General features: G+C 71.8%; 21 protein-coding genes. 11 read left to right on the top strand and 10 right to left on the bottom strand.

The annotated features are described in order from the left end of the window. Positions 1-33 precede the first annotated feature (33 nt). Complete coding sequence (locus IEY61_RS09575; RefSeq protein WP_189042679.1) at positions 34-831, bottom strand: hypothetical protein; 798 nt, start codon at positions 829-831, stop codon at positions 34-36. A 265-nt stretch (positions 832-1,096) separates the two neighbouring features. Continuing rightward, complete coding sequence (locus IEY61_RS09570) at positions 1,097-1,393, bottom strand: DUF4193 domain-containing protein (RefSeq protein WP_007075406.1); 297 nt, start codon at positions 1,391-1,393, stop codon at positions 1,097-1,099. A 431-nt stretch (positions 1,394-1,824) separates the two neighbouring features. Between IEY61_RS09570 and IEY61_RS09565 the strand changes: the two genes are divergently transcribed. Next, a complete protein-coding gene (locus IEY61_RS09565) occupies positions 1,825-2,343 on the top strand; it encodes a LytR C-terminal domain-containing protein (protein WP_189042931.1) in 519 nt (172 codons plus the stop codon). Positions 2,344-2,445: 102 nt separating this feature from the next. Here IEY61_RS09565 and IEY61_RS09560 read toward each other — a convergent pair whose 3' ends face one another. Further along, on the bottom strand, positions 2,446-3,267 hold the full coding sequence (locus tag IEY61_RS09560; protein ID WP_189042930.1) for an inositol monophosphatase family protein: 822 nt from the start codon (positions 3,265-3,267) through the stop codon (positions 2,446-2,448). Positions 3,268-3,551: 284 nt separating this feature from the next. On the opposite strand from IEY61_RS09560, the gene IEY61_RS09555 reads away from it, so the two are divergent. Both IEY61_RS09555 and IEY61_RS09550 read left to right on the top strand, forming a co-directional pair. Further along, positions 3,552-5,159 carry an RNA polymerase sigma factor gene (locus IEY61_RS09555; protein ID WP_189042677.1) on the top strand — a complete coding sequence of 536 codons (1,608 nt, stop codon included), beginning with the start codon at positions 3,552-3,554 and terminating at the stop codon, positions 5,157-5,159. Between the two features lie 243 nt (positions 5,160-5,402). After that, entirely contained in the window at positions 5,403-5,636 is a 234-nt protein-coding gene (locus IEY61_RS09550; protein ID WP_093410327.1) for a DUF7455 domain-containing protein, read from the top strand. Between the two features lie 274 nt (positions 5,637-5,910). Here IEY61_RS09550 and IEY61_RS09545 read toward each other — a convergent pair whose 3' ends face one another. The 3 genes from IEY61_RS09545 to IEY61_RS09535 form a co-directional block, all read right to left on the bottom strand. After that, entirely contained in the window at positions 5,911-7,638 is a 1,728-nt protein-coding gene (locus IEY61_RS09545; protein WP_189042675.1) for a DEAD/DEAH box helicase, read from the bottom strand. Between the two features lie 253 nt (positions 7,639-7,891). Further along, entirely contained in the window at positions 7,892-8,545 is a 654-nt protein-coding gene (locus tag IEY61_RS09540) for a trimeric intracellular cation channel family protein (RefSeq protein WP_189042673.1), read from the bottom strand. A gap of 28 nt (positions 8,546-8,573) precedes the next feature. Continuing rightward, positions 8,574-8,792 carry a DUF3039 domain-containing protein gene (locus tag IEY61_RS09535; RefSeq protein ID WP_189042671.1) on the bottom strand — a complete coding sequence of 73 codons (219 nt, stop codon included), beginning with the start codon at positions 8,790-8,792 and terminating at the stop codon, positions 8,574-8,576. An 88-nt stretch (positions 8,793-8,880) separates the two neighbouring features. On the opposite strand from IEY61_RS09535, the gene IEY61_RS09530 reads away from it, so the two are divergent. Beyond that, complete coding sequence (locus IEY61_RS09530) at positions 8,881-9,816, top strand: pseudouridine-5'-phosphate glycosidase (protein WP_189042669.1); 936 nt, start codon at positions 8,881-8,883, stop codon at positions 9,814-9,816. Continuing rightward, the gene (locus IEY61_RS09525) at positions 9,813-10,709 is read left to right on the top strand and encodes a carbohydrate kinase family protein (protein ID WP_189042667.1); all 897 of its coding nucleotides are present in this window, start codon (positions 9,813-9,815) and stop codon (positions 10,707-10,709) included. Before IEY61_RS09530 ends, IEY61_RS09525 begins: the two co-directional genes overlap by 4 nt. 63 nt (positions 10,710-10,772) lie before the next feature. Here IEY61_RS09525 and IEY61_RS09520 read toward each other — a convergent pair whose 3' ends face one another. Continuing rightward, entirely contained in the window at positions 10,773-11,129 is a 357-nt protein-coding gene (locus IEY61_RS09520) for a DUF3099 domain-containing protein (protein WP_189042665.1), read from the bottom strand. A gap of 80 nt (positions 11,130-11,209) precedes the next feature. Further along, the gene (locus tag IEY61_RS09515) at positions 11,210-11,821 is read right to left on the bottom strand and encodes an HhH-GPD-type base excision DNA repair protein (RefSeq protein ID WP_189042663.1); all 612 of its coding nucleotides are present in this window, start codon (positions 11,819-11,821) and stop codon (positions 11,210-11,212) included. Between the two features lie 125 nt (positions 11,822-11,946). Here IEY61_RS09515 and IEY61_RS09510 point away from each other — a divergent pair, with 125 nt between their 5' ends. From IEY61_RS09510 to IEY61_RS09500, 3 genes are all read left to right on the top strand, one after another. Continuing rightward, positions 11,947-13,002 (top strand): iron ABC transporter substrate-binding protein, encoded by a 1,056-nt coding sequence (locus IEY61_RS09510; protein WP_189042661.1) that lies wholly within the window; start codon positions 11,947-11,949, stop codon positions 13,000-13,002. A gap of 65 nt (positions 13,003-13,067) precedes the next feature. Continuing rightward, positions 13,068-14,609, top strand: a complete 1,542-nt coding sequence (locus IEY61_RS09505) for an ABC transporter permease (protein WP_189042658.1) — start codon at positions 13,068-13,070, stop codon at positions 14,607-14,609. 76 nt (positions 14,610-14,685) lie between these two features. Continuing rightward, the gene (locus IEY61_RS09500; RefSeq protein ID WP_189042656.1) at positions 14,686-15,771 is read left to right on the top strand and encodes an ABC transporter ATP-binding protein; all 1,086 of its coding nucleotides are present in this window, start codon (positions 14,686-14,688) and stop codon (positions 15,769-15,771) included. Here the strand turns inward: IEY61_RS09500 and IEY61_RS09495 are convergent. Beyond that, entirely contained in the window at positions 15,764-16,984 is a 1,221-nt protein-coding gene (locus IEY61_RS09495; RefSeq protein ID WP_189042653.1) for a S8 family peptidase, read from the bottom strand. The genes IEY61_RS09500 and IEY61_RS09495 overlap by 8 nt on opposite strands. A 177-nt stretch (positions 16,985-17,161) precedes the next feature. Here IEY61_RS09495 and IEY61_RS09490 point away from each other — a divergent pair, with 177 nt between their 5' ends. Further along, positions 17,162-18,646 (top strand): DUF7782 domain-containing protein, encoded by a 1,485-nt coding sequence (locus IEY61_RS09490; RefSeq protein WP_189042651.1) that lies wholly within the window; start codon positions 17,162-17,164, stop codon positions 18,644-18,646. A 19-nt stretch (positions 18,647-18,665) separates the two neighbouring features. Then, positions 18,666-19,088: a D-aminoacyl-tRNA deacylase gene (dtd, locus tag IEY61_RS09485; RefSeq protein ID WP_189042649.1), complete on the top strand. Its 423-nt coding sequence runs from the start codon at positions 18,666-18,668 to the stop codon at positions 19,086-19,088. A gap of 79 nt (positions 19,089-19,167) precedes the next feature. Here dtd and IEY61_RS09480 read toward each other — a convergent pair whose 3' ends face one another. Then, a complete protein-coding gene (locus IEY61_RS09480; RefSeq protein WP_189042647.1) occupies positions 19,168-19,956 on the bottom strand; it encodes a sporulation protein in 789 nt (262 codons plus the stop codon). Positions 19,957-20,213: 257 nt separating this feature from the next. On the opposite strand from IEY61_RS09480, the gene sigB reads away from it, so the two are divergent. After that, complete coding sequence (sigB, locus tag IEY61_RS09475; protein ID WP_189042645.1) at positions 20,214-21,224, top strand: RNA polymerase sigma factor SigB; 1,011 nt, start codon at positions 20,214-20,216, stop codon at positions 21,222-21,224. The last annotated feature ends 2 nt before the right edge of the window (positions 21,225-21,226 follow it).

The following is a 21,226-nucleotide window of genomic DNA, read 5'->3' as shown; positions in this document are numbered from 1 at the left end:
GCAGCACCGGTACGCCAGCCGGCGGTTTGCGTCTCAGCGCGCGCCGGGCAGCGCCGGTGGAGCACCCGGCAGGCCGCGCCGCTGCCGACGCAGATCGGCGCGGAGCTGGTCGGCCAGCGTTCGGGTCGCCCGCCGGTTCAGGTAGCTGGCCACCGCGGCACCGGTGAGGAACGGGCCCAGCGTGGTCATGTTCCGGCCGAAGCGCTTCAGCAGGGTTTCCCGCAGCTCGCGCCGGGCGGCCGTGCCCAGCACAGCGCCGACGCCCACGCCGGGCATCATCGGGTTGACCCCACGTTGGTTGGCCCAGGCCTGCACCAGGGCCACCGTCCGCTGGGCACCCCCGGCAGGCAGCGGGGCCCGGTAGACCTCGTGCAGTTCTCCGGTCAGCTTCAGCTCGATCGCCACCACGGCCACCGTCTCGGCCGCGAGCAGGACCGGCGCGGACAACAAGCTCGGCGCGACCGTCCACTGCACGGCGGAGGCACCGCCACCGGCCGCGCCGACTCCCGCGGTCGCCCGGGCCGCGTTGCGCACCAGCCGGTCGGCCAGTGCCTCGCCGTCCAGATCGGGAAAGTGCCGGCGCAGGGTGGCCAGGTCACGGACCGGCACGTGGGGGGCGATCTCGGCGACCGCCTCGACCATCCAGCGCAGCGCCGTCCACGGTTTGAACAGATCGCGGACCCCGCGGGCCCGGGCCTGGTCGACGAGCCGACCGAGCAGCTGGCGGCGGGTGGCCGGCTCGATCCCGTCGGCGGTCAGCGCCGCGATCGTCGCACCCAACTGGTCCGCACCACGCTCGCCATCGTCCACGGCACCACCACGTTCGCTCATGCCGCACCGAGCCGATGATTCGCTCGCTCACGCCCGCTCATGCCGGCACTCCGCTGCGCTCCGTGCCGCCATGAGGCACCACCGCACCGAGCCGATGATTCGCTCGCTCACGCTCGCTCATGTCCCGACCTCTCGGCTGGACGACCGCCGGCACGGCGGCCTGCCTTACGAGTGAATCAGGTCGGCCCCCGCGGCGCTCGCCGAGCCGGGCAGCGGCGGCTCCACCCGGGAGCCGCCGCATGTGCCGGTGTTGTCGATCCGTCGGTCAGACGCACTCGCGGCAGATCAACTCGCCGTTGCGCTCGACGGCCAGCTGGCTGCGATGGTGCACCAGGAAGCAGCGAGCGCAGCGGAACTCGTCCTGCTGCATCGGCAGTACCTTGACCGTCAGTTCCTCGTCGGCCAGATCAGCTCCGGGCAACTCGAAGCTCTCAGCCACTTCGGCCTCGTCGACATCCACGGCGCCCGACTGCGAGTCGACACGCCGGGCCTTGAGCTCTTCCAGGCTGTCCTCGCCGAGGTCGACCTCGTCGCGGCGCGGGGCGTCGTAGTCGGTGGCCATCGGTTTCACTCTCCCATTTCGATGTTGTCGCTTCCGGTTGTAACGCCGGACGACGCTGTTTCGGTTCCGCAGGCCGGCCACCGCTAGTGTCGGCCACCTGACCCGATGACCGCTCGGATCAGGTCGCCGGAGGATCTTCCCCGGCGAGCGCGGAACCCTACCCCCCCTCTGGGCGAGGCATGTATACCGCCCTCGTGGCTGAGATGTACGCCCCTGGACGGGAAGTTGTTCCCAATGTGACTCAGGCGACACGAAGATAGGGGTAGTACTACCCGGTTATCGGATGGCGCGCCGGCATGTCGGACTGTTTCCACGCGACGGTCGGACAACCGCTAACCTCAGCGGCGTACCCGACGGCCGGCGGGACGCCTCACCGTCGACGGCCGCCGCCACCCACCACTTCGGGGAGCGCACTGATGAGCTTTGCGCGAGTGCGAGCACTCGTTGCCGTCGGCCTGCTGGCGGTACTCGCCCTGGTCTTCGTGGTCGTCGCCCTGGTTCGGGACACCCAGAGCAACGCCGGCATCGCGGAAGGCTGCCCCGACGACTGGCCGCGCGCCAACGTCACGCTGCCCGAGCGCAAGGACGTCAAAATCAAGGTGCTGAACGGCACGGATCGCCCCGGCCTGGCCGCCGTGATCGGCGACGACTTTCGCAACCGCGACTTCCAGGTGGTGTCGCACGCCAACTCGAAGAAGAAGATCGACGCGGTGGCGGTGCTGCGCTACGGCCCGCAGGGGGTCGGGTCGGCGCACCTGCTGCAGGCGTACTTCCTGGGCCGCGCGAAGCTCGAGTACAACCCCGGCTACGACGACGCGGGCGTCGTCCGGGTGGTGCTCGGCAACCAATTCCAGCAGTTGGCCACCACCACCGAGGTCAACCAGTCCCTCGGTGACCTCGGTGCCCCCGTCGCCCCGCCAGGTTCCTGCCCGGTGGTGAACGAGAAGTGATCGGGCTGAGCGGTCCGCCTTGGCCGGCGGCGGGACGGATCGTCCGGCCGAACGGGTCGATCTGACCGGGCGAACGGTCGCGGCGATGATCGGCCGGTCGGGTCAGGGCCCCCCGGCGGCGTCCAACCGGGCCAGGTGGTCGTGCAGGGGGTCGAACAGTGCCGGCGGGGCGGCGACAACCATGTCCGGCCCGGGCGCCAGGCCCTTGAGCCCGCCGATCCGCAGCCCGGCCTCGGCGGCCACCAGCGCGCCGGCCGCCTGGTCCCACGCTGCCAGGCCCTTCTCGTAGTAGGCGTCGGCCCGCCCCTCGGCGACCAGGCAGAGGTCGACGGCGGCGGCACCGAGCCGACGGATGTCCCGCACGTGCGCGATCAACTCCGCCACCACCCGGGCCTGGTGGGCCCGACGTCGCGGGTCGTAGCCGAACCCGGTGACCACCAGCGCCTGGGCGAGGTCGGATTCGGTGGAGCAGCGCAGCCGCTGACCAGCCCGCCAGGCGCCGCCGCCGACGGTCGCGGTCCACTCCTCGCCGGTGTGGATGTTGCGGACCACACCCGCCACCACCTCGCCGTCCACCTCCGCGGCGATCGACACCGCGCAGTGCGCAAGCCCGTACAGGTAGTTGACCGTGCCGTCGATGGGATCGACGATCCACCGCACCCGCGCCGGCGGCTGCGTGCCGCGCTCCGCCATGCCGTACTCCTCGCCCAGCACGGCGTCGGCCGGCCGCAGCCGGCGCAAGGCCTTGGTGATCTGGCGCTCCACCGCCCGGTCAGCCGCGGTCACCACATCGGTGGCGGTGCTCTTGGTAGCCGCGACCGAGACACCCTCGACCCGCATCCGGTACGCGGTGGCCGCCGCGTCCCGCGCCACCTCGATCGCGATCTCCAGTAGTTCCGACGACGGGGGCGCCGAGTGGTCCATCATCCGTCCCTTCCCACGCGGCCGGGTTTCCGCGTTCCACGCGGGTATCATCCTTACAAAGTCCACAGGAACACCGATTCGGCGGTCTCGACCACCGATCAGCCGTGCGGCGCGGGTCGATCGCCGCAGACGGCGTTACAATTCAGCCCTGCCCACGCGCCCCGGGCGGCCAGGCCACCGGCCGACCGGGGACACGAGGTCCTTAATCACATCGCCCGGCACGGTGTCCCGCGCTGCGCCGGACGATCCGGCCGTGCTCGCTCTTCGCCTCCGGAAGGTCATTCGTGACAGAACCCCGCCAGACCGGCGCCGACGTTCGCTCGCTCACCGACACCCTGATCGCCCACGCCCAGAGCGCCGGCGGTCAGCTCACGTCGGCCCAGCTCGCGCGCACCGTCGAGTCCGCCGAGGTGACTCCGGCCCAGGCCAAGAAGATCCTGCGAGCGCTCTCCGAGGCCGGGGTGACCGTGGTGGTCGACGGCTCGGCCAGCACCCGCCGCCGGGTCGCCGCCGCCCGCTCCGCGACCCCGGCGTCGCGGGCCACCACCGCCAAGACCACCAAGAAGGCCGCGCCCGCTCCGAAGCAGGCGCCCGCGGCCGAGGAGACCTCGACCGCCCCGGCGCCGCGGAAGGCCACCTCGCGCAAGGCCGCCGGCACCACCGCCGAGGTGGCCGCCAAGGCCGCCGGGCCGGCCAAGAAGACCACCCGGGCCACCAAGGCGACGGTGGCCGCCGCGGCGAGTGCGACCAAGCCCGCCGGCAAGGCCGCCAAGGGTGAGGGCACTGCCGAGGGCGAGGTGGACCCGGAGGAGCTCGCCGCCGAGATCGAGGACGTGGTGGTCGAGGAGCCGGCCGAGCTGACCCAGGCCGCCGAGGCCGACGCCGCGAGCTCCGCCACCGACAACGACTTCGAGTGGGACGACGAGGAGTCCGAGGCGCTCAAGCAGGCGCGCCGGGACGCCGAACTGACCGCCTCGGCGGACTCGGTCCGGGCGTACCTCAAGCAGATCGGCAAGGTCCCGCTGCTCAACGCCGAGCAGGAGGTGGAGCTGGCCAAGCGGATCGAGGCCGGGCTCTACGCCGCCGAGCGGCTGCGCGCGGCCGACGAGGGCGAGGAGAAGCTCGTCCGCGAGATGCAGCGCGACCTGCTCTGGATCTCGCGCGACGGTGAGCGGGCCAAGAACCACCTGCTGGAGGCCAACCTCCGGCTGGTCGTCTCGCTCGCGAAGCGGTACACCGGCCGCGGCATGGCCTTCCTCGACCTCATCCAGGAAGGCAACCTCGGCCTCATCCGCGCCGTCGAGAAATTCGACTACACCAAGGGCTACAAGTTCTCCACCTACGCCACCTGGTGGATCCGCCAGGCCATCACCCGCGCCATGGCCGACCAGGCCCGCACCATCCGCATCCCGGTACACATGGTCGAGGTGATCAACAAGCTGGGCCGGATCCAGCGCGAACTGCTTCAGGACCTGGGCCGCGAGCCCACCCCGGAGGAGTTGGCCAAGGAGATGGACATCACACCGGAGAAGGTGCTGGAGATCCAGCAGTACGCCCGGGAACCCATCTCGCTCGACCAGACCATCGGCGACGAGGGCGACAGCCAACTCGGCGACTTCATCGAGGACTCGGAAGCCGTCGTGGCGGTCGACGCGGTCTCGTTCTCGCTGTTGCAGGACCAGCTTCAGCAGGTGCTCCAGACCCTGTCCGAGCGTGAGGCGGGCGTGGTACGCCTGCGGTTCGGCCTGACCGACGGCCAGCCGCGTACCCTCGACGAGATCGGCCAGGTCTACGGCGTGACCCGCGAACGGATCCGGCAGATCGAGTCCAAGACCATGTCCAAACTCCGGCACCCGTCGCGCTCCCAGGTGCTGCGGGACTACCTCGATTGATCAGCATCCGTCAACAGATCGTGTCGTTTTGATCACCTGACGGCAACGCCGGATGGTGATCAGGCGGTTGCCCGAATGTGATCATTGACGTGACACCCTGGGTGCACGGCACACTGTCCGTGCCAGGTGTGACCTCGGTCCCCCGAGGGCACACAGGGAAGGCGAGGCCCGCCAAGGGTGTTGCACGATAGGTGACCAAGACCGAAGAGAGTGTTCATCGGTGACGACCAGAGGAGGAAGGCGATGACCCCGACCCTCACGCCGCCGCCCGAGACGGTGAGCCCCCCGGCCGCCGATGAACGGTGCGACCGCTGCAATGCCGCCGGCAAGCTCCGGATCACCCTCGCGGGTGGTAGTGAGCTCGTGTTCTGCGGACACCACGCGAACAAGTACGCCGAAGATCTCGTGAAGATCACTGTGCGGTACGCGACGGACCCGGAATTCACCTGGCGCGGCGCCGACCTGATGGCCAACTGAGACCCATCAGCCGGAACATAACCCGACCGGAGGCATCCCAACGGATGCCTCCGGTCGTCTTTCCCACCCACCCGAGCCACCCCGAGCCACCCGACCCACCCCGAGCCGTTGATCATGAGGTTATTGCCGAGAAAAGCGCTTGCCCATGGCATTAACTTCATGATCAACGCCGGTGGGACCGCGGTAGGACCGCGGCGGGACCGCGGTAGGACCGCGGCGGGACCGCGGTGGGACCGCGGTGGGACCGCGGTGGGTGGGGGCGGGACGGGGTGAGTCAGAGGGTTTGGACGGTGGCTATGCGCTCTTCCAGTTGCTCGATGGTGGCCTGGGCGCTGGGGGGGCCACCGCAGAGGCGACGCAGCTCCGCGTGGATCTTGCCGTGCGGCTGGCCGGTGCGATGGTGCTGGGCGGCCACCAGGGCGTTGAGTTGACGGCGTAGCGCCACTCGGCGCTGAGCGGCGCTCATCGGTGCCGGTGCGGCCGCCGCCGGAGACGGCTCGGACTGTCGCTCGGCGGCCCGGCGCCGCTGGGCGGCCAACTGCTCGGCCTGCCGCTTGGACAGCAGCGCCGCCACCTGCTCGGAGGTGAGCAGCCCCGGCAGGCCCAGGTACTCCTCCTCCTCGGGCGTACCCGCCTGAGCCGCCGTGCCGAAGGATGCACCGTCGAAGATCACCTGATCCAGCTCGGCGGTGGCGGACAGCGCGGCGAAACGCTTCTCCAACTCGCCGCTGGCCTGGTCGTCGCGCTGGGCCCGCTCCAGCAGGTCGTCGTCGAAGCCCTCCCGGTCGGACGGCTTGCCCAGCACGTGGTCCCGCTCGGTCTCCATCTCGCTGGCCAGCCCGAGCAGGTGCGGCACGCTGGGCAGGAAGACCGACGCGGTCTCCCCGGGTCGCCGGGCCCGGACGAACCGCCCGATCGCCTGCGCGAAGTACAGCGGGGTGCTGGCACTGGTCGCGTAGACACCGACGGCCAGCCGCGGGATGTCGACGCCCTCGGACACCATCCGCACCGCAACCAGCCAGCGTTGCTCAGATGCCGCGAACGTCGCGATCCGGGCCGAGGCGCCCACGTCGTCGGAGAGCACCACGGCGGCCTTCTCCCCGGCGACCTGCTCGATGAGCTTGGCGTACGAGCGGGCCGTCTGCTGGTCGGTGGCGATGACCAGGCCACCCGCGTCGGGCATGCCGGCCTCACGCAGCACCGTCAGCCGGGCGTCGGCGGCCCGGAGCACCTGCGGCATCCAGTCGCCCGCCGGGTCCAGGGCGGTACGCCAGGCCTGCGCGACCAGATCCTGCGTCATCGGCTCGCCCAGCCGGGCCGCCAGCTCCTCCCCGGCGTTGGTACGCCACCGGGTCTCCCCCGAGTACGCCAGGAACAGCACCGGCCGCACAACCCCGTCACGCAGGGCGTCGGCGTACCCGTACACCGAGTCGGCCCGGGACCGGAGCAGGCCGTCCCCGCCGCGCTCATAGTTGACGAACGGGATGGGATTGTCGTCGGAGCGGAACGGGGTACCGGTCAGCATCAGCCGGCGTACCGCGGGCTCGAAGGCCGCCTTGACCCCGTCGCCCCAGGTACGCGAGTCGCCGGCGTGGTGGATCTCATCCAGGATGACCAGGGTCCGTCGGGTCATGGTGCGCCGCCGGTGCACCTGTGGCGCCATCCCGACCTGGGCGTAGGTGACCACGGCGCCGTGGAAGTCGGCCGAGGAGTGCAGGTCGGCGTTGCGGAACGCCGCGTCGAGTTGGATGCCGACCCGGGCCGCCGCTTCCGCCCACTGGTTCTTCAGGTGCTCGGTGGGCGCGACCACGGTGACCGCCTCGATGGTGCCGTCGGCGAGCAGCTCGGCGGCGATCCGCAGGGCGAAGGTGGTCTTGCCGGCGCCAGGCGTGGCGACCGCGGTGAAGTCCTCGCTACGCCGGCGCAGGTACTCCACCATCGCCTTGCGCTGCCAGGCCCGTAGAGGTGGAAACGTCTCGAGCGCCGGCGTCCGGGCTGCCACGGGGTTGGCTCCTCTCCGACCGCACGATGTCCCGACCGCGAGCAGCGGGGCCGGGCCGAGGGGCATGCCAGCCGCCGCCCACGAAAACGCCTCCGCGCATCGGTAGCGGCGAAGGCCGCCTCAGCATAACCAGCGGCGGCTGGCGCCCCCACTCGACGCCACACCGGGTCGGTCCGTGCTGTTCACCACTGGGCCGGCTCACCGCCGGTCCGGCGCGGGCACCGCACTCCGCCCGGACCGATCGCGGATCAGGTCACTCCGGTGGCGGCCCGGGGGCGCCGGTGCCCGGCGGCCGCAGCGGCGGCACCGGCGCCGACCAGCGCCGGCGCAGGGCCACCAGGCGTACGCCGAAGACCAGCATCGCCGCAGCGGTGAGCGGGATCGGCCCGGCGTGCCCGAGGCCGTTCAGCAGCACCACCAGGATCGCGCCGGCGAGCGCCGCGACAGCGTAGATCTCCCGCCGCAGCACCACCGGGATCTCGCCGGTCAGCAGGTCCCGACCGAGCCCGCCACCGATCGCGGTGATCATGCCGATCAGGCCGGCACCGACCGGCGGCACCTGGGCGTCGAGAGCCTTGAGAGTGCCGGTGACGGTGAACAGGCCGAGCCCGGCCGCGTCCAGCACCAGCACGGTGGCGCGCAGCCGGGCGAACTGCGGGTGCAGCCAGAAGATCGCCGCTGCGATCACCGCGGCGGTGGCCGCGTACCGCCAGTCGGCGAAGGCCAGCGGCGGAACCTCGCCGATCACGAGATCCCGGACGATCCCGCCGCCGAGAGCGGCGACGAAGCCGACGAAGACGACACCGAACAGGTCGAGCCGTTTGGCCACCGCCGCGGAGGCACCCGAGGCGGCGAAGACCGCAACGCCGGCCAGGTCGGCCAGGAGCAGGGCGGTGGAGGTGGTCACCGCCGCAGGCTACGCGCCCGGCGCGGACTCACTCGGCGTACGAGTCGTAGATCTCCTTGCACTTGGGGCAGACCGGCGAACCCGGCTTGGGTGACTTGGTCACCGGGAAGATCTCCCCGCAGAGCGCCACGACGAAGGTGCCCATGACGGCACTTTCGGCGATTTTTTCCTTCCGGACGTAGTGGAACATCTCCGGACCGGTGTCGGCGTCCTTCAACTCCGGACGTTCGAGAACCTCTGTACTCACGTCTGCACCTCCGACCGACAAGTCTGGCAGGTCACCGGGACCCCGGTCCACCTGAGGGGCCCGAGACGGCACGCTACGGTGGGCCATTGTGACCGACTTTCCCCTTCGCCTCGGCGCCGAGGTGGCCCGGGCGCTGCGTGAGCGCCGTCCCGTGGTCGCCCTGGAGAGCACCATCGTCTCGCACGGCCTGCCCCGGCCGGACAATCTCCGGGTGGCCCGGCAGATCGAACAGGCCGTCCGGGACGCGGGCGCGGTGCCGGCCACCATCGGCATGGTCGGCGGTGATCTCGTGGTGGGCCTCGACGACAGCCAGCTGACCCGGCTGGCCACCGCCGACGGGGTGACCAAACTTTCCGTACGCGATCTCGCGGTGGCCGCCGCGACCGGCGCGGACGGCGCCACGACCGTGGCCGCGACCAGCGCCGTGGCCGCCGCCGCGGGGATCGGTGTCTTCGCCACCGGCGGCCTGGGCGGGGTGCACCGCGAGGCCGTGCAGACCTTCGACGAGTCGGCCGACCTGACCACCCTGGCCCGGACGCCGATCGCGGTGGTCTGCGCGGGGGTCAAGTCGATCCTCGACGTGGGGGCGACCCTGGAACGTCTGGAGACCCTGGGCGTGGCCGTGGTGGGCTACCGCACCCGCCGGTTCCCGGGCTTCTTCATCACCGACGGCGGCTTCGACCTGGACTGGTCGGTCGACTCGCCGGAGCAGGTCGCCGAGGTGCTGGCCGCCCGCGAGCGGCACGGCGTGCACCACGGTGGTCTGATCGTCGCCAACCCGCTGCCCGTCGACGAACAGCTCGACCCACAACTGCACGACCGTACGCTCGCCGAAGGGTTGGCCCGGCTGGAGCGCGACGCGGTGAGCGGCAAGGCCGTGACGCCGTACCTGCTGGCCCACTTCCACTCCGCCACCGAGGGCGCGAGCCTGACGGTCAACGTACGGATCATCCTGCGCAACGCGGACCTCGCCGCCCGGATCGCGGTCGCCGCCGCCACCCGACGGGCCGACACGCCGACGTGAGCGGGCGGGGCCGGGTCGTGGTCGTCGGTGACGTGATCACCGACGTGGTGGCGGTGCTGGACGGGCCGCCGGCGACCGGCTCGGACACCCCGGCGACGATCCGCTTCACCGGGGGCGGGCAGGCTGCCAACACCGCCTGCTGGCTCGCCGCCCAGGAGGTGCCGGTGACCCTGGTCGGCGCGGTCGGCGACGACCCCGCTGGCCGGGAGCGGGTGGCGGAGCTGACCGCCGGCGGGGTCGACTGCGCGGTGGACCGGATCGTCGGCTGCGCCACCGGCACGGTGATCGTGCTGGCCGTCGGCGACGAACGCACCATGCTCACCGAGCGTGGCGCCAACCTGCGGCTGCGTCCGGAGCACGTCGACGCCGCGCTGGACGGCACGCCGGAGGCGGCGCACCTGCACCTGTCCGGATACACCCTGCTGGACGCCGGCTCCCGCCCGGCCGGCCTGCGCGCGTTGGCCGCGGCCCACGAGCGCGGCCTCACCACCAGCGTCGACGCTGCCTCGGCGGCACCGCTGCGGGCGGTCGGCGCGGCGGTCTTCCTCTCCTGGGTACGCGAGGTCGACCTGCTGCTGGTGAACACGGACGAGGCGGCCGTGCTTGCCGGCGGGCTCGACCCGGCGGCTCAGGGCCGGGCGCTGGTAGCTTCGGCGCGGCGGGTCGTGATCAAGCAGGGTGCTGCCGGCGCGACCTGGGTCGACCGGGACGGCACGGTCGCCGTGGCAGCGGCCCACCGCGTGGCGGCGGTCGACGTGACCGGGGCGGGAGATGCCTTCGCCGCCGGACTACTGGCCGCCTGGCTCTCCGGGGCCGGGCCGGAGGCGGCCCTGGGCCGGGGCGCCGACCTGGGCGCCGATGCCGTCTCCCGACTCGGTGCCCGCCCGCGCTGAAGTAACCCGGCCGGCCGGATCGTGTGCCACCGGGCTGTCCGGTCAGGTGCCGTCAGTGACGGGTCAGGGCTCGGCGTCAATGACCTTGTGTGGTCGTTCCTCGGCGGTGACACTCAGCGACGGAACGTCCTTCGCCACGCCGGACCGCAACCGGGTGGCCAGCCGGTGCCGCTCCTTCGGCGGCCGGTCGTTGGCCAGCAGCACCGCGAGCCACGGGACGATCACCATGCCCAACGCGACCAGCGGGAGCCAGATCCAGAGCAGCGGTGCCTTCGCGCCGACCAGGATCGCGCCGACGATCACGCAGGCCACCCGGACGGCCATCATCAAGACGTACCGCCGCTGCCGGCTGGTCAACTGGTCGTCCTGGCTGCGCGAAGCATCGGTGATGAGAATCGGCTGGTACGCCTGGCGCTTCACCGTGTGCCTCCTCAGGGGTCCTTCCCATCCTGTCATCAGGAGCGGGCGAACGGCGAGAATCCTCGACGGCGGGCTGGGTGTTACGTGCGTGGCACGTTCGCCCGGCGGGCAGCAGGTCCAGCTCCCGCGGCCTTCGCCGCCGCCTTCATCTGCTGTTTGTACTCGCGAACCAGGCGCAGCGACTCGGCGTCGGTGACGTCGGCGACGGACCGGTAGGCGTCCGGGTCGCCGTAGTCGCCAGCCGCCTCCCGCCACCCCTGCGGCCGCACATCGAACCGCTTGCCGAGCAGAGCGAGGAAGATCTGCGCCTTCTGCCGGCCGAATCCGGGCAGGGCGGCGATCCGGGCGAGCAGCTCGCGGCCGTCGGCCGGGTCGGACCAGAGCCGGGCGGCGTCGCCGTCGTAGCGCTCCACCAGCGCCCGGCACACCTCCTGGACCCGGGCGGCCATCGCCTTGGGGAAGCGGTGCAGCGCCGGCGGCTGGGCGAAGAGCGCCACCAGGGCCTCCGGGTCGTACTCGGCGAGTTCCCGGGCGTCCAGGCCGTGACCGAGCCGCTGGGTCAGCACGTACGGCGAGGAGAACGCCTTCTCCATGGTGACCTGCTGGTCGAGAACCATCCCGGTCAGCAGGGCCAGTGGGCTGCGGAGCAGCAGCTGGTTGGCCTCCGGGTCGATGGGCAGCACGAGCGTCATGTCCCCCATCCTGCCCTTTGATCGCGGGGCCGACGTGATCCAGCACCCATCCCGATTCCGAGTGAGGTTAGGCTGTGCTAACTTCGCCCCGTCGGTCGTCCTGACCGGAAGAAGGGAATCACCCCGTGCACCTGCACCGCCGCACCACCACCGTGCTGCTCGCCGCCAGCGTGCTCACCCTCGGCCTGGCCGCCTGCGGATCCGGCGGGACGGACAGCACCGACCCGGGCAAACCGGACGACAAGCAGATCACCATCTACAGCGGCCGTAACGAGCAGCTGGTCAAGCCGTTGCTGGAGAAGTTCACCGAGCAGACCGGCATCACCGTGCGGCCGCGCTACGCCAGCACGGCGCAGCTCGCCGCGCAACTGGTCGAGGAGGGCGAGAAGTCCCCGGCCGACGTGTTCTTCGCCCAGGACGCCGGCGCGCTCGGCGCCGTCGCCAAGCGCGGCATGTTCAGCACGCTGCCCGAGGCGACCACGGCGAAGGTGCCGCAGACCTACCGCGCCGGCACCGGTCAGTGGGTCGGCGTGAGCGCCCGGGCCCGGGTACTCGCCTACAACCCCGATCTGGTTCCGGCCGACCAGCTGCCGAAGTCGGTCTTCGACCTGACCGGCCCGCAGTGGAAGGGCAAGGTCGCCCTCGCCCCGACCAACGCCTCGTTCCAGGCGTTCGTCACCGCGATCCGGGTGCAGCACGGCGACGCCAGGGCCGAGGAGTTCCTGGCCGGGCTCAAGGCCAACGACCCGCAGATCCGCGAGGGCAACGTCAAGATCGTCGAGGACGTGAACAGCGGCATCGTCCCGGTCGGCCTGGTCAACCACTACTACCTGGGCGAGGTCGCCAAGGAGCAGGGCACCACCCCGGACGGGCTCAAGGTCAAGTTGCACTTCTTCCCCGGCGGCGACACCGGCGCCCTGGTGAACGTGGCCGGCGTGGGCGTGCTCAATCGCTCTGCCAGCGACCCGGACGTACAGAAGTTCGTGGACTTCCTGCTCGGCACCGAGGCACAGACGTACTTCGCTGAGCAGACCTTCGAGTACCCGGTGGTCACCGACGTGCACGGCCCGGCGTACGTGCCGCCACTGGCCGAGCTGGCGGTGCCGGAGGTCGACCTGAACGACCTGGACACCCTGGACGCCACGGTGACCATGATCAAGAATTCGGGGCTCGTTCCCTGACCGCCACGCCGACCATCGCAGGGCCGACCCGGACCGGGCCGGCCCGGTCCGGCGTACCCGGACGGTTGCGGCGACTGGCACCCCGGCCGGCGCTGCTCGCGGCCTCCACCGCCGCGGTGGCGGTCGCCCTGACCCCGCTGGCCTACCTCGCGGTACGCACCGGCGAGGCGGGTGGGGACCGGATCCTCGCGGAGCTGTGGACCGAGCGGGTGGGGCTGCTCGCCCTGCGCAGCCTCGGGCTGGCGGCGGTGGTCACCACGGCCTGCGTGCTGCTCGGCGTCGGCACCGCGTTCCTGGTCATCCGCACCGACCTACCCGGCCGTCGGGCCTTCGCCGTGCTGGCGGCGCTGCCGCTGGCCGTACCCACCTACATCGCCGCCTTCGCCTGGGTCTCCGCGATGCCCCGGCTGGAGGGTTTCTGGCCGGCGGCGCTGGTGCTCACCCTCTGCTCCTACCCGTACGTACTCCTGCCGGTGGCGGCCGCGCTGCGTGGCGCGGACCCGGCCCAGGAGGAGGTCTCCCGGTCGCTCGGGCGCAGCGGCTGGCAGACCTTCACCGCGGTGACGCTGCGGCAGATCCGCCCGGCCACCGCCGCCGGGGCCCTGCTGGTCGCCCTCTACGTGCTGTCCGACTTCGGTGCGGTGTCCATCCTGCGTGCCGACACCTTCACCCGGGCCATCTTCGTCGCCTTCGACCTGGGCTTCGACCGCACCGGAGCACTGGTGCTCTCCAGCGTGCTGGTCGTGCTCACCGTGCTGTTGCTGACCGGCGAGACCGCCACCCGCCGGCGCGGGGCCCGGTACGCCCGCCTCGGCGGCGCCCGCCGTGCGGTGTCCCGGCTGTCTCTCGGGCCGGCCCGTTGGCCCGCCATGGTGGCACTGGTCGGGGTCGCCGGGCTCGCGCTCGGTGTGCCGGCGGTCAGCCTGGGCCGACGGCTCGCCGCCGGGGTGTCCCGCCCGGGGGCGTTGCCGGAGGTGCTCGCCGCGGCCGGGAACTCGCTGACCGTCTCGCTCGCCGGAGCCGCGCTGACCATGCTGCTGGCGCTGCCCCTGGGCCTGCTCGCGGCCCGCGCACCGGGCCCGCTGACCACCGTGCTGGACCGGCTGGCGTACCTGGCCCACGCCCTGCCCGGCGTGGTGATCGGTCTCTCGCTGATCTTCTTCGGCATCAACGTGGCGTACCCGCTCTACCAGACGCGGTGGTTGCTGGCGCTGGCGTACGCCACGCTGTTCCTGCCGCTGGCGGTCGGTGCGGTGGCGGGCGCCGCCGCCCAGTCCCCCACCGGGCTGGAGGAGGTGGCCCGCTCGCTCGGCCGCGGGCCGTGGACGGTGCTGCGGACGGTGACCCTGCCGCTGACCCTGCCCGGCATCGGTGCGGGCGCCGCGCTGGTCTTCCTGACCGGCATGAAGGAGCTTCCCGCCACCCTGCTGCTGCGACCCACCGGGACGGACACCTTGGCCACCGAGCTGTGGACCAGCACGGCCGTCGGTGCGTACGCCGCGGCGGCACCCTACGCCGCGCTGCTGGTGGCGATCTCGGCACTACCCACCTGGCTGCTGGTCGCCCGCAGCGGCCTGCTAGACAAGGAAGACGGAGGGCCGTCATGAACGAGCGCCAGCGAGCGAATCATCAATTCAGTGCCTCGGTGCCTCATGACGGCACGCAGCGAAGCGGAGTGCGGTCATGAGCAACGTGGTGCTCAGTGGTGTGGTCAAGCGGTACGGGCGCGTCACCGCCCTGGCCGGCGCCGACCTCAGCGTGCCGTCCGGCCAGCTGACCGCCGTGCTCGGCCCGTCCGGATGCGGCAAGACCACGCTGCTGCGCTGCCTGGCCGGCTTCGAGCGGCTGGACGCCGGTGAGATCCGCATCGACGGCACGCGCGTGGCGGGCGGCGGCAGGCACCTGCCGGCGCACCGGCGCAGCATCGCGGTGGTGCCGCAGGAGGGCGCGCTCTTCCCGCACCTGAGCGTGGCGGACAACGTCGGCTACGGCCTCGACCGGGCCACCCGGCGCTCGGACCGGGTGGAGGAGGTGCTGGCGCTGGTCGGGCTCGCCGGATACGGCGGCCGGATGCCGCATCAGCTCTCCGGCGGGCAGCAGCAGCGGGTGGCGGTGGCCCGCGCGCTGGCACCCCGACCGTCGGTGGTGCTGCTGGACGAACCGTTCAGCGCCCTCGACGCGGGCCTGCGGGCCGGGCTGCGGCACGACGTCCGCCAGGCGCTGCGCGCCGACGGCGCGACCGGCGTGCTGGTCACCCACGACCAGGGCGAGGCGTTGTCGGTGGCCGACCAGGTGGTGGTGCTGCGCGACGGGCGCGTGATCCAGGCCGGCTCGCCGACCACGGTCTACCGCGAGCCGGCCGACCCGTGGGTGGCCGGGTTCGTCGGCGACGCGGTGCTGCTGCCGGCGGTCGTCGAGCACGGATCGGCGCGGACCGCTCTCGGCGTCGTCCCGGTCGCCGGTGCGGTGACGGACGGCCCGGTCACCGTGCTGGTCCGGCCCGAGCAGGTACGCTTCGCCACCGGTCCGGGCGCGATCAGCGCGACCGTCCTGCGGCACGACTTCCACGGCCACGACGCGCTGGTCGGGCTCCGGTTGGCCGACGGCACCCGGATCACCGCCCGGATCCTCGACGGCGACGTCGCCGTGTCCCTGGGTGGCGAGGTGACGGTGCACGTGGACGGCGCGGCGCGGGTCTTCCCTTGCGCGGAGCGGCCCGGCGGACAGGTCGAGCCGTCCACCGGGCCGGTTCACGTCGGGATCAGTTGACCACGAACAGCAGCCGGTTCGGCGAGCCGGTGCCGGGGCTGGTCACCACACCGGTGGTGGCGTTGCTGGTCAGGTAGCTGCTGACCTGCGACGGCGACCAGGACGGGTTGGCACCAAGCACGAGGGCGGCGGCGCCGGCCACGTGCGGCGAGGCCATCGAGGTGCCGCTGATCGTGTTGGTGGCCGTGTTGCTGGTGTGCCAGGTCGCCGTGATGCTCGACCCGGGCGCGAACAGGTCCAGGCAGGTGCCGTAGTTGGAGAAGGACGAACGGGCGTCGGTGTTGGTGGTCGAGCCGACGGTCAGCGCGGCCGGGGTGCGGGCCGGGGACGAGTTGCAGGCGTTGGCGTTGGAGTTACCCGCGGCCACCGCGTAGGTGATGCCCGAGTTGATGGAGTTCGCCACCGCGTTGTCGAGGGTGGTGCTGAGGCCGCCGCCCAGGCTCATGTTCGCCACCGCGGGCTTGACGGCGTTGGCGGTCACCCAGTTCACGCCGTTGATCACACCGGCGGTGGTGCCGCTGCCGGAGCAGTTGAGCACCTTCACCGCCACCAGGCGTACCTGCTTGGCCACCCCGTAGGTGTTGCCGCCGACGGTGCCGGCGACGTGGGTGCCGTGGCCGTTGCAGTCGGTGTTGTTGCTGTCGACCGTGTTGGTGCCCCAGGTGGCTCGGCCACCGAAGTCGTTGTGGGTGGTCCGGATGCCGGTGTCGATGATGTACGCCCGCACGTTCGAGGCGGTGTTCGGGTAGGTGAAGCTGTTGCTCAGCGGCCGGTTGCGCTGGTCGATGCGGTCCAGGCCCCACGTCGGGTTGCTCTGGGTCGCCTGCACCGTGAGCACCTGGTCCTGCTCGACGTATGCGACGGCAGAGTCGGCGGCGAGCCGGCGGGCCTGCGACTCGGTCATCTTGGCGGCGAAGCCGGTCAGCGCGGCGCTGTACACGTCGGCGACGCTGCCGCCGTACCGCTTGGCCAGCGCGCCGGCCCGGGTCGGCACGGAGGTACGGGCGGCGAAGGTGCCGGCGGCACCGACCGCGTCGGCGCGAAGCACGACGAGGTAGCTGCCGCTGACCGCGTTCGACGCACCGGCGCCCCGGATCTCGCCGGTGGGCGCGGCCAGCGCCGGCGTGGTGCTGGCCGCCGAGATGGCCGCCGCGGTAGTGACGACGGCGAGCGCCCGGATGAGGCGCCGTCGCGCGGTGAACCCTGATGGCATCTGCTGCCTCCCTTACCGATGCGACCCGCCGGGCTCTTGGCCGGCGGGTCACACCATCGACTGAGTTGGAGGAGATGCTAGCCTTTGATCGATGGATACAACAACGATGGTTGTCGATAGTTTGTGAATGTCACGGGTGGCCCCGCCGCGACCGGCGCCACCAGGCAGGATTGCGGCGTGGACGGACACGACATGCTGCTCTCCCCGGCCGGGGTCGAAGCCCTACGGACCGCGCTGGTCAGGGCGAACTTCACCGCGAACGGCATCGCCGCCCGGCTCGGCTCACAGGCCACCGGCGGGGTCGCCCGCAACGACTTCCGGGCCGCCCTGCGCGCCACCACCGAACGCGACCGACTCGCCACCCTGATCCGGGTGTTCATCTGCGAGCAGACCGAGCCGGAGGAGGCCGTGGCCGCCGCGCTGGCACCGCTGTCCCTCGCCGACGCGCTCTCCGCGGGACTGGTCGAGCGACACGGCGACGGGCTACGGATGGGCCTGGACCTGGAACCGTACGGCGACGACTGGTGGGTGCTCGCGGACGTGCCGGCGAGCGCCCGCCCCGGCCGGCCGCTGCACGCCGAGCACGTGCTGGGCATCGGCGGGGCGACCCAGACGATGATCGGCGCCGCCGTCCGCCAACCGGTGGAGAGCGCGCTCGACCTGGGCACCGGATCGGGCGTACAGGCGCTGCACCTGAGCACCCACGCCCGGCAGGTCACCGCCACCGACGTCTCGCGGCGCGCGTTGCGTTTCGCCGCCACCACCGCCGCGCTCAACGGCCAGGACTGGGAGCTGCTGCACGGCGACCTGGTGGCACCGGTCGCCGGCCGCCGTTTCGACCTGGTGGTGAGCAATCCGCCCTTCGTGGTCGGGCCGGGAACCACCACGCACGTCTACCGTGACTCCGGCCGGGTCGGCGACGCGATCGGCGCCGAACTGGCCGCCGCCGCACCGGCGCTGCTCACCGAGGGCGGCACCATGCAGTACCTGGCCAACTGGGTCCACGTCACCGGTGAGGACTGGGGCGAACGGGTGGCCGGCTGGTTCGCCGGCACCGGGCTGGACGCCTGGGTGATCCAGCGCGAGGTCGCCGACCCGATGGCGTACGTCAATCTGTGGCTGACGGACGTCGGCGAGGCGGCCGATCCGAAGCGGATGGCCGACTGGCTGGACTGGTTCGACGCGCACAAGGTGGAGGCGATCGGCTTCGGCATCGTCTCGCTGCGCCGCGGCGGCCATGACGATCCGGTGCTGCGGGTGGAGGATCTGCGTCAGCGGGTGCAGGCGCCGATGGGCGACCGGATCGCCGCCTGGTTCGACCGGCAGGACTGGCTGCGCGCACGGGGCACCGACGGCTTGTTGGACGCGCGGTACCGTGCCGCCGACGGGCTCCGACTGCACCAGGAGGCGACCATGGGCGAGGACGGGTGGGGGGTGGACCGCCAGGTTCTCACCATGCCGCACGGGCTGCGCTGGAGCGAGGAGGTCGACCCGCTGGTGCTGGCGCTGGTGGGCGGGGCCGACGGCCGGCTGCCGCTGCGCGACCAGCTCGCGTTGCTCGCCGTCGCGCACGACGTGACCGTCGACGAGCTGGCCGAGGCGGCCGGGCCGATCGTGGCCCACCTGGTCGAGCGCGGCCTCATCGAGCCGGTGGCGCCCTGATGCGCACGGTGGTGGCCTGATGCGGGCCGTGGTGCAGACCGTGGGCCGGGCCAGCGTCACGGTCGACGGCGAGGTGGTCGGTGCGATCACCGACGGGCTGTTGGTGTTTCTCGGGGTGACCCACAGCGACACGGTCGAGACCGCCCGGACGATGGCCCGCAAGGTGCACGAGCTACGGATCCTGGACGACGAGCGGTCCGCAGCGGAGGTCGGGGCCCCGATTCTGCTGGTCAGCCAGTTCACCCTCTACGGCGACGCCCGCAAGGGGCGCCGCCCGAGCTGGACCATGGCGGCCCCCGCCGAGGTGGCCGAACCGCTGATCGAGGCGGTGGTCGCGGCACTACGCCAGCGCGGCGCAAAGGTCGAGACCGGCCGCTTCCGCGCCCACATGCTGGTCGAGAGCGTCAACGTCGGCCCCCGCACCCTGCTTCTCGATCTCTGACCGCACGCCGCCGCCTTGACAGGGTTGATCATGGAGTTGCCGCCGAGGCAACAACTCCATGATCAACCTCGGATGGGGGTCAGCCGAACAGGCCACGGCGGCGGAGGGACTGGCGCAGCCAGCCGTCGAGCTGGGCGGCCCAGTCGACCTGGTCGACCGTCGCGTGGTCGACGGTGAACCGGCCGAAGACGTCCCGGCCCTCGGTGAACAGACCACCGCGCTTGTCCAACTCCAGCACCACCTCCATCTGCCGAGGGTCGGCGACGAAGGTGACCTCCAGCTGTTTCATCGCGCCGGCGTACTGCGGGGCCGGGTAGAACTCGATCTCCTGGTAGAACGGCAGCGTCTGATGCACGCCGTAGATGTGTCCCCGCTCCACATCGGCCCGGGCGAACCGGAAACCGAGCCGCAGCAACGCCTCCAGCAGGCGTTCCTGGGCAGGTAACGGATGGACTGCGACCGCGTCCAGGTCGCCCTTGTCGACCGCGCGGGCCACCTCCAACTCCGTACGCAGTCCCATCGTCATCCCGTGCAGGTGCTGCCCGTACAGCTCGGTGACCGGGGTTTCCCAGGGCACGTCGAAGTGGAACGGGATGTCGTACCGCTGCCCCACCTCCAGCCGGAACGGCCCGGTCACCCGCTGCCGGTGAAACTCCTGGTTGGCCGTGTACTCGTTGTCGCCGCTCTCCACCTCAACCCTGGTGAGCAGGCCGAGCGCCACGTACGAGACGTCCACTGCGTGGTCGCCGCCGGTCACCGCGATGGTGCCCGTCAACTGCCCGCCGGGACGGCAGTGCGGGTTCGCCAGCACCGTCTCCACGGACGGGCCGCCGACCCCCATCGCCTGCATGAGCCGCTTGAAGACCACGATCGCCTCCGTCGCTTGATGATCATCGCGCCCTGGTGTGGACGCAGCCACGCCGCCTTCCGGCCGGCCGGTGGCACGGTAACCGGCGCCGACAAGCCCGTCCGGCCAAACGGCCGAACCGGCCGGGCCCGAGGAAATTTCGGTGTCGGGTCCCCGATCGCCTCACTCCCGTTTTACGCCCCACCCGCCAAGCTGTTCGTCACCGGCAGAACTCCGCCGGAGCGACACGGCACGGACGTGGAACGGGGAGACAAAAGATGGCCCTGCAGATGACGGAGCACCGCACGCGCGCCGGCAACGAAGTCGAGCCCGGCCTCGACACCCTCACCGACCTGGACGCCACCGACGAGCGTGGCGTCTCCACCGACCTGGTCCGGGCGTACCTCAACGGGATCGGGCGGCGGAAGCTGCTGACCGCGGCAGAGGAGGTCGACCTCGCGAAGCGCATCGAGGCCGGCCTGTTCGCCGAGGAAAAGCTCGCCACCTGCACTCCGGTCTCCGCCGAGCTGCGCGCCGACCTGGAACTGATCGCGCAGGAGGGCCGGGCGGCCAAGGACCATCTGCTGGAGGCCAACCTCCGGCTGGTGGTGAGCATCGCGAAGCGGTACACCGGCCGCGGCATGGCCTTCCTCGACCTCATCCAGGAAGGCAACCTCGGCCTCATCCGCGCCGTCGAGAAATTCGACTACACCAAGGGCTACAAGTTCTCCACCTACGCCACCTGGTGGATCCGCCAGGCCATCACCCGCGCCATGGCCGACCAGGCCCGCACCATCCGCATCCCGGTACACATGGTCGAGCAGGTCAACCGCATGGTCCGGGCCCGCCGCGAACTGGCGGTGTCGCTGGGCCGCGAGCCCATGCTCGCCGAGATCGCCCGCGCGCTCGACGTACCGGAGTTCCAGGTTATCGAACTGATTTCGTACGACCGGGAGCCGGTCAGCCTGGACCAGGCCGTCGGCGAGGACGGCGAGAGCGCCCTCGGTGACTTCGTCGCCGCCGTCGACCCGGCCGCCCAGCCGGGTGACCTGGCCGCTCAGGGCGAACTGCGCAACGAGGTGAGCATCGTGCTGGCCACCCTGTCCCAGCGCGAGCAGGCGGTCATCCGGCTGCGGTTCGGGCTCGACGACGGCCGGCAGCGCACCCTGGACGAGGTCGGCCGCGAGTTCGGCCTGTCCCGCGAGCGGATCCGACAGATCGAGAAGGTGACGCTGCTCAAGCTACGGGCCCCGGAGCGGGCGCAGCGGCTGGAGGCGTACGCCTGCTGAAC

Origin of the sequence: Micromonospora sonchi, assembly GCF_014646235.1 — a bacterium.
Classification (GTDB): Bacteria; Actinomycetota; Actinomycetes; order Mycobacteriales; family Micromonosporaceae; genus Micromonospora; species Micromonospora sonchi.
Note: the sequence above shows the minus strand (reverse complement) of the source record. Positions and strands in the feature narration are given on the sequence as shown.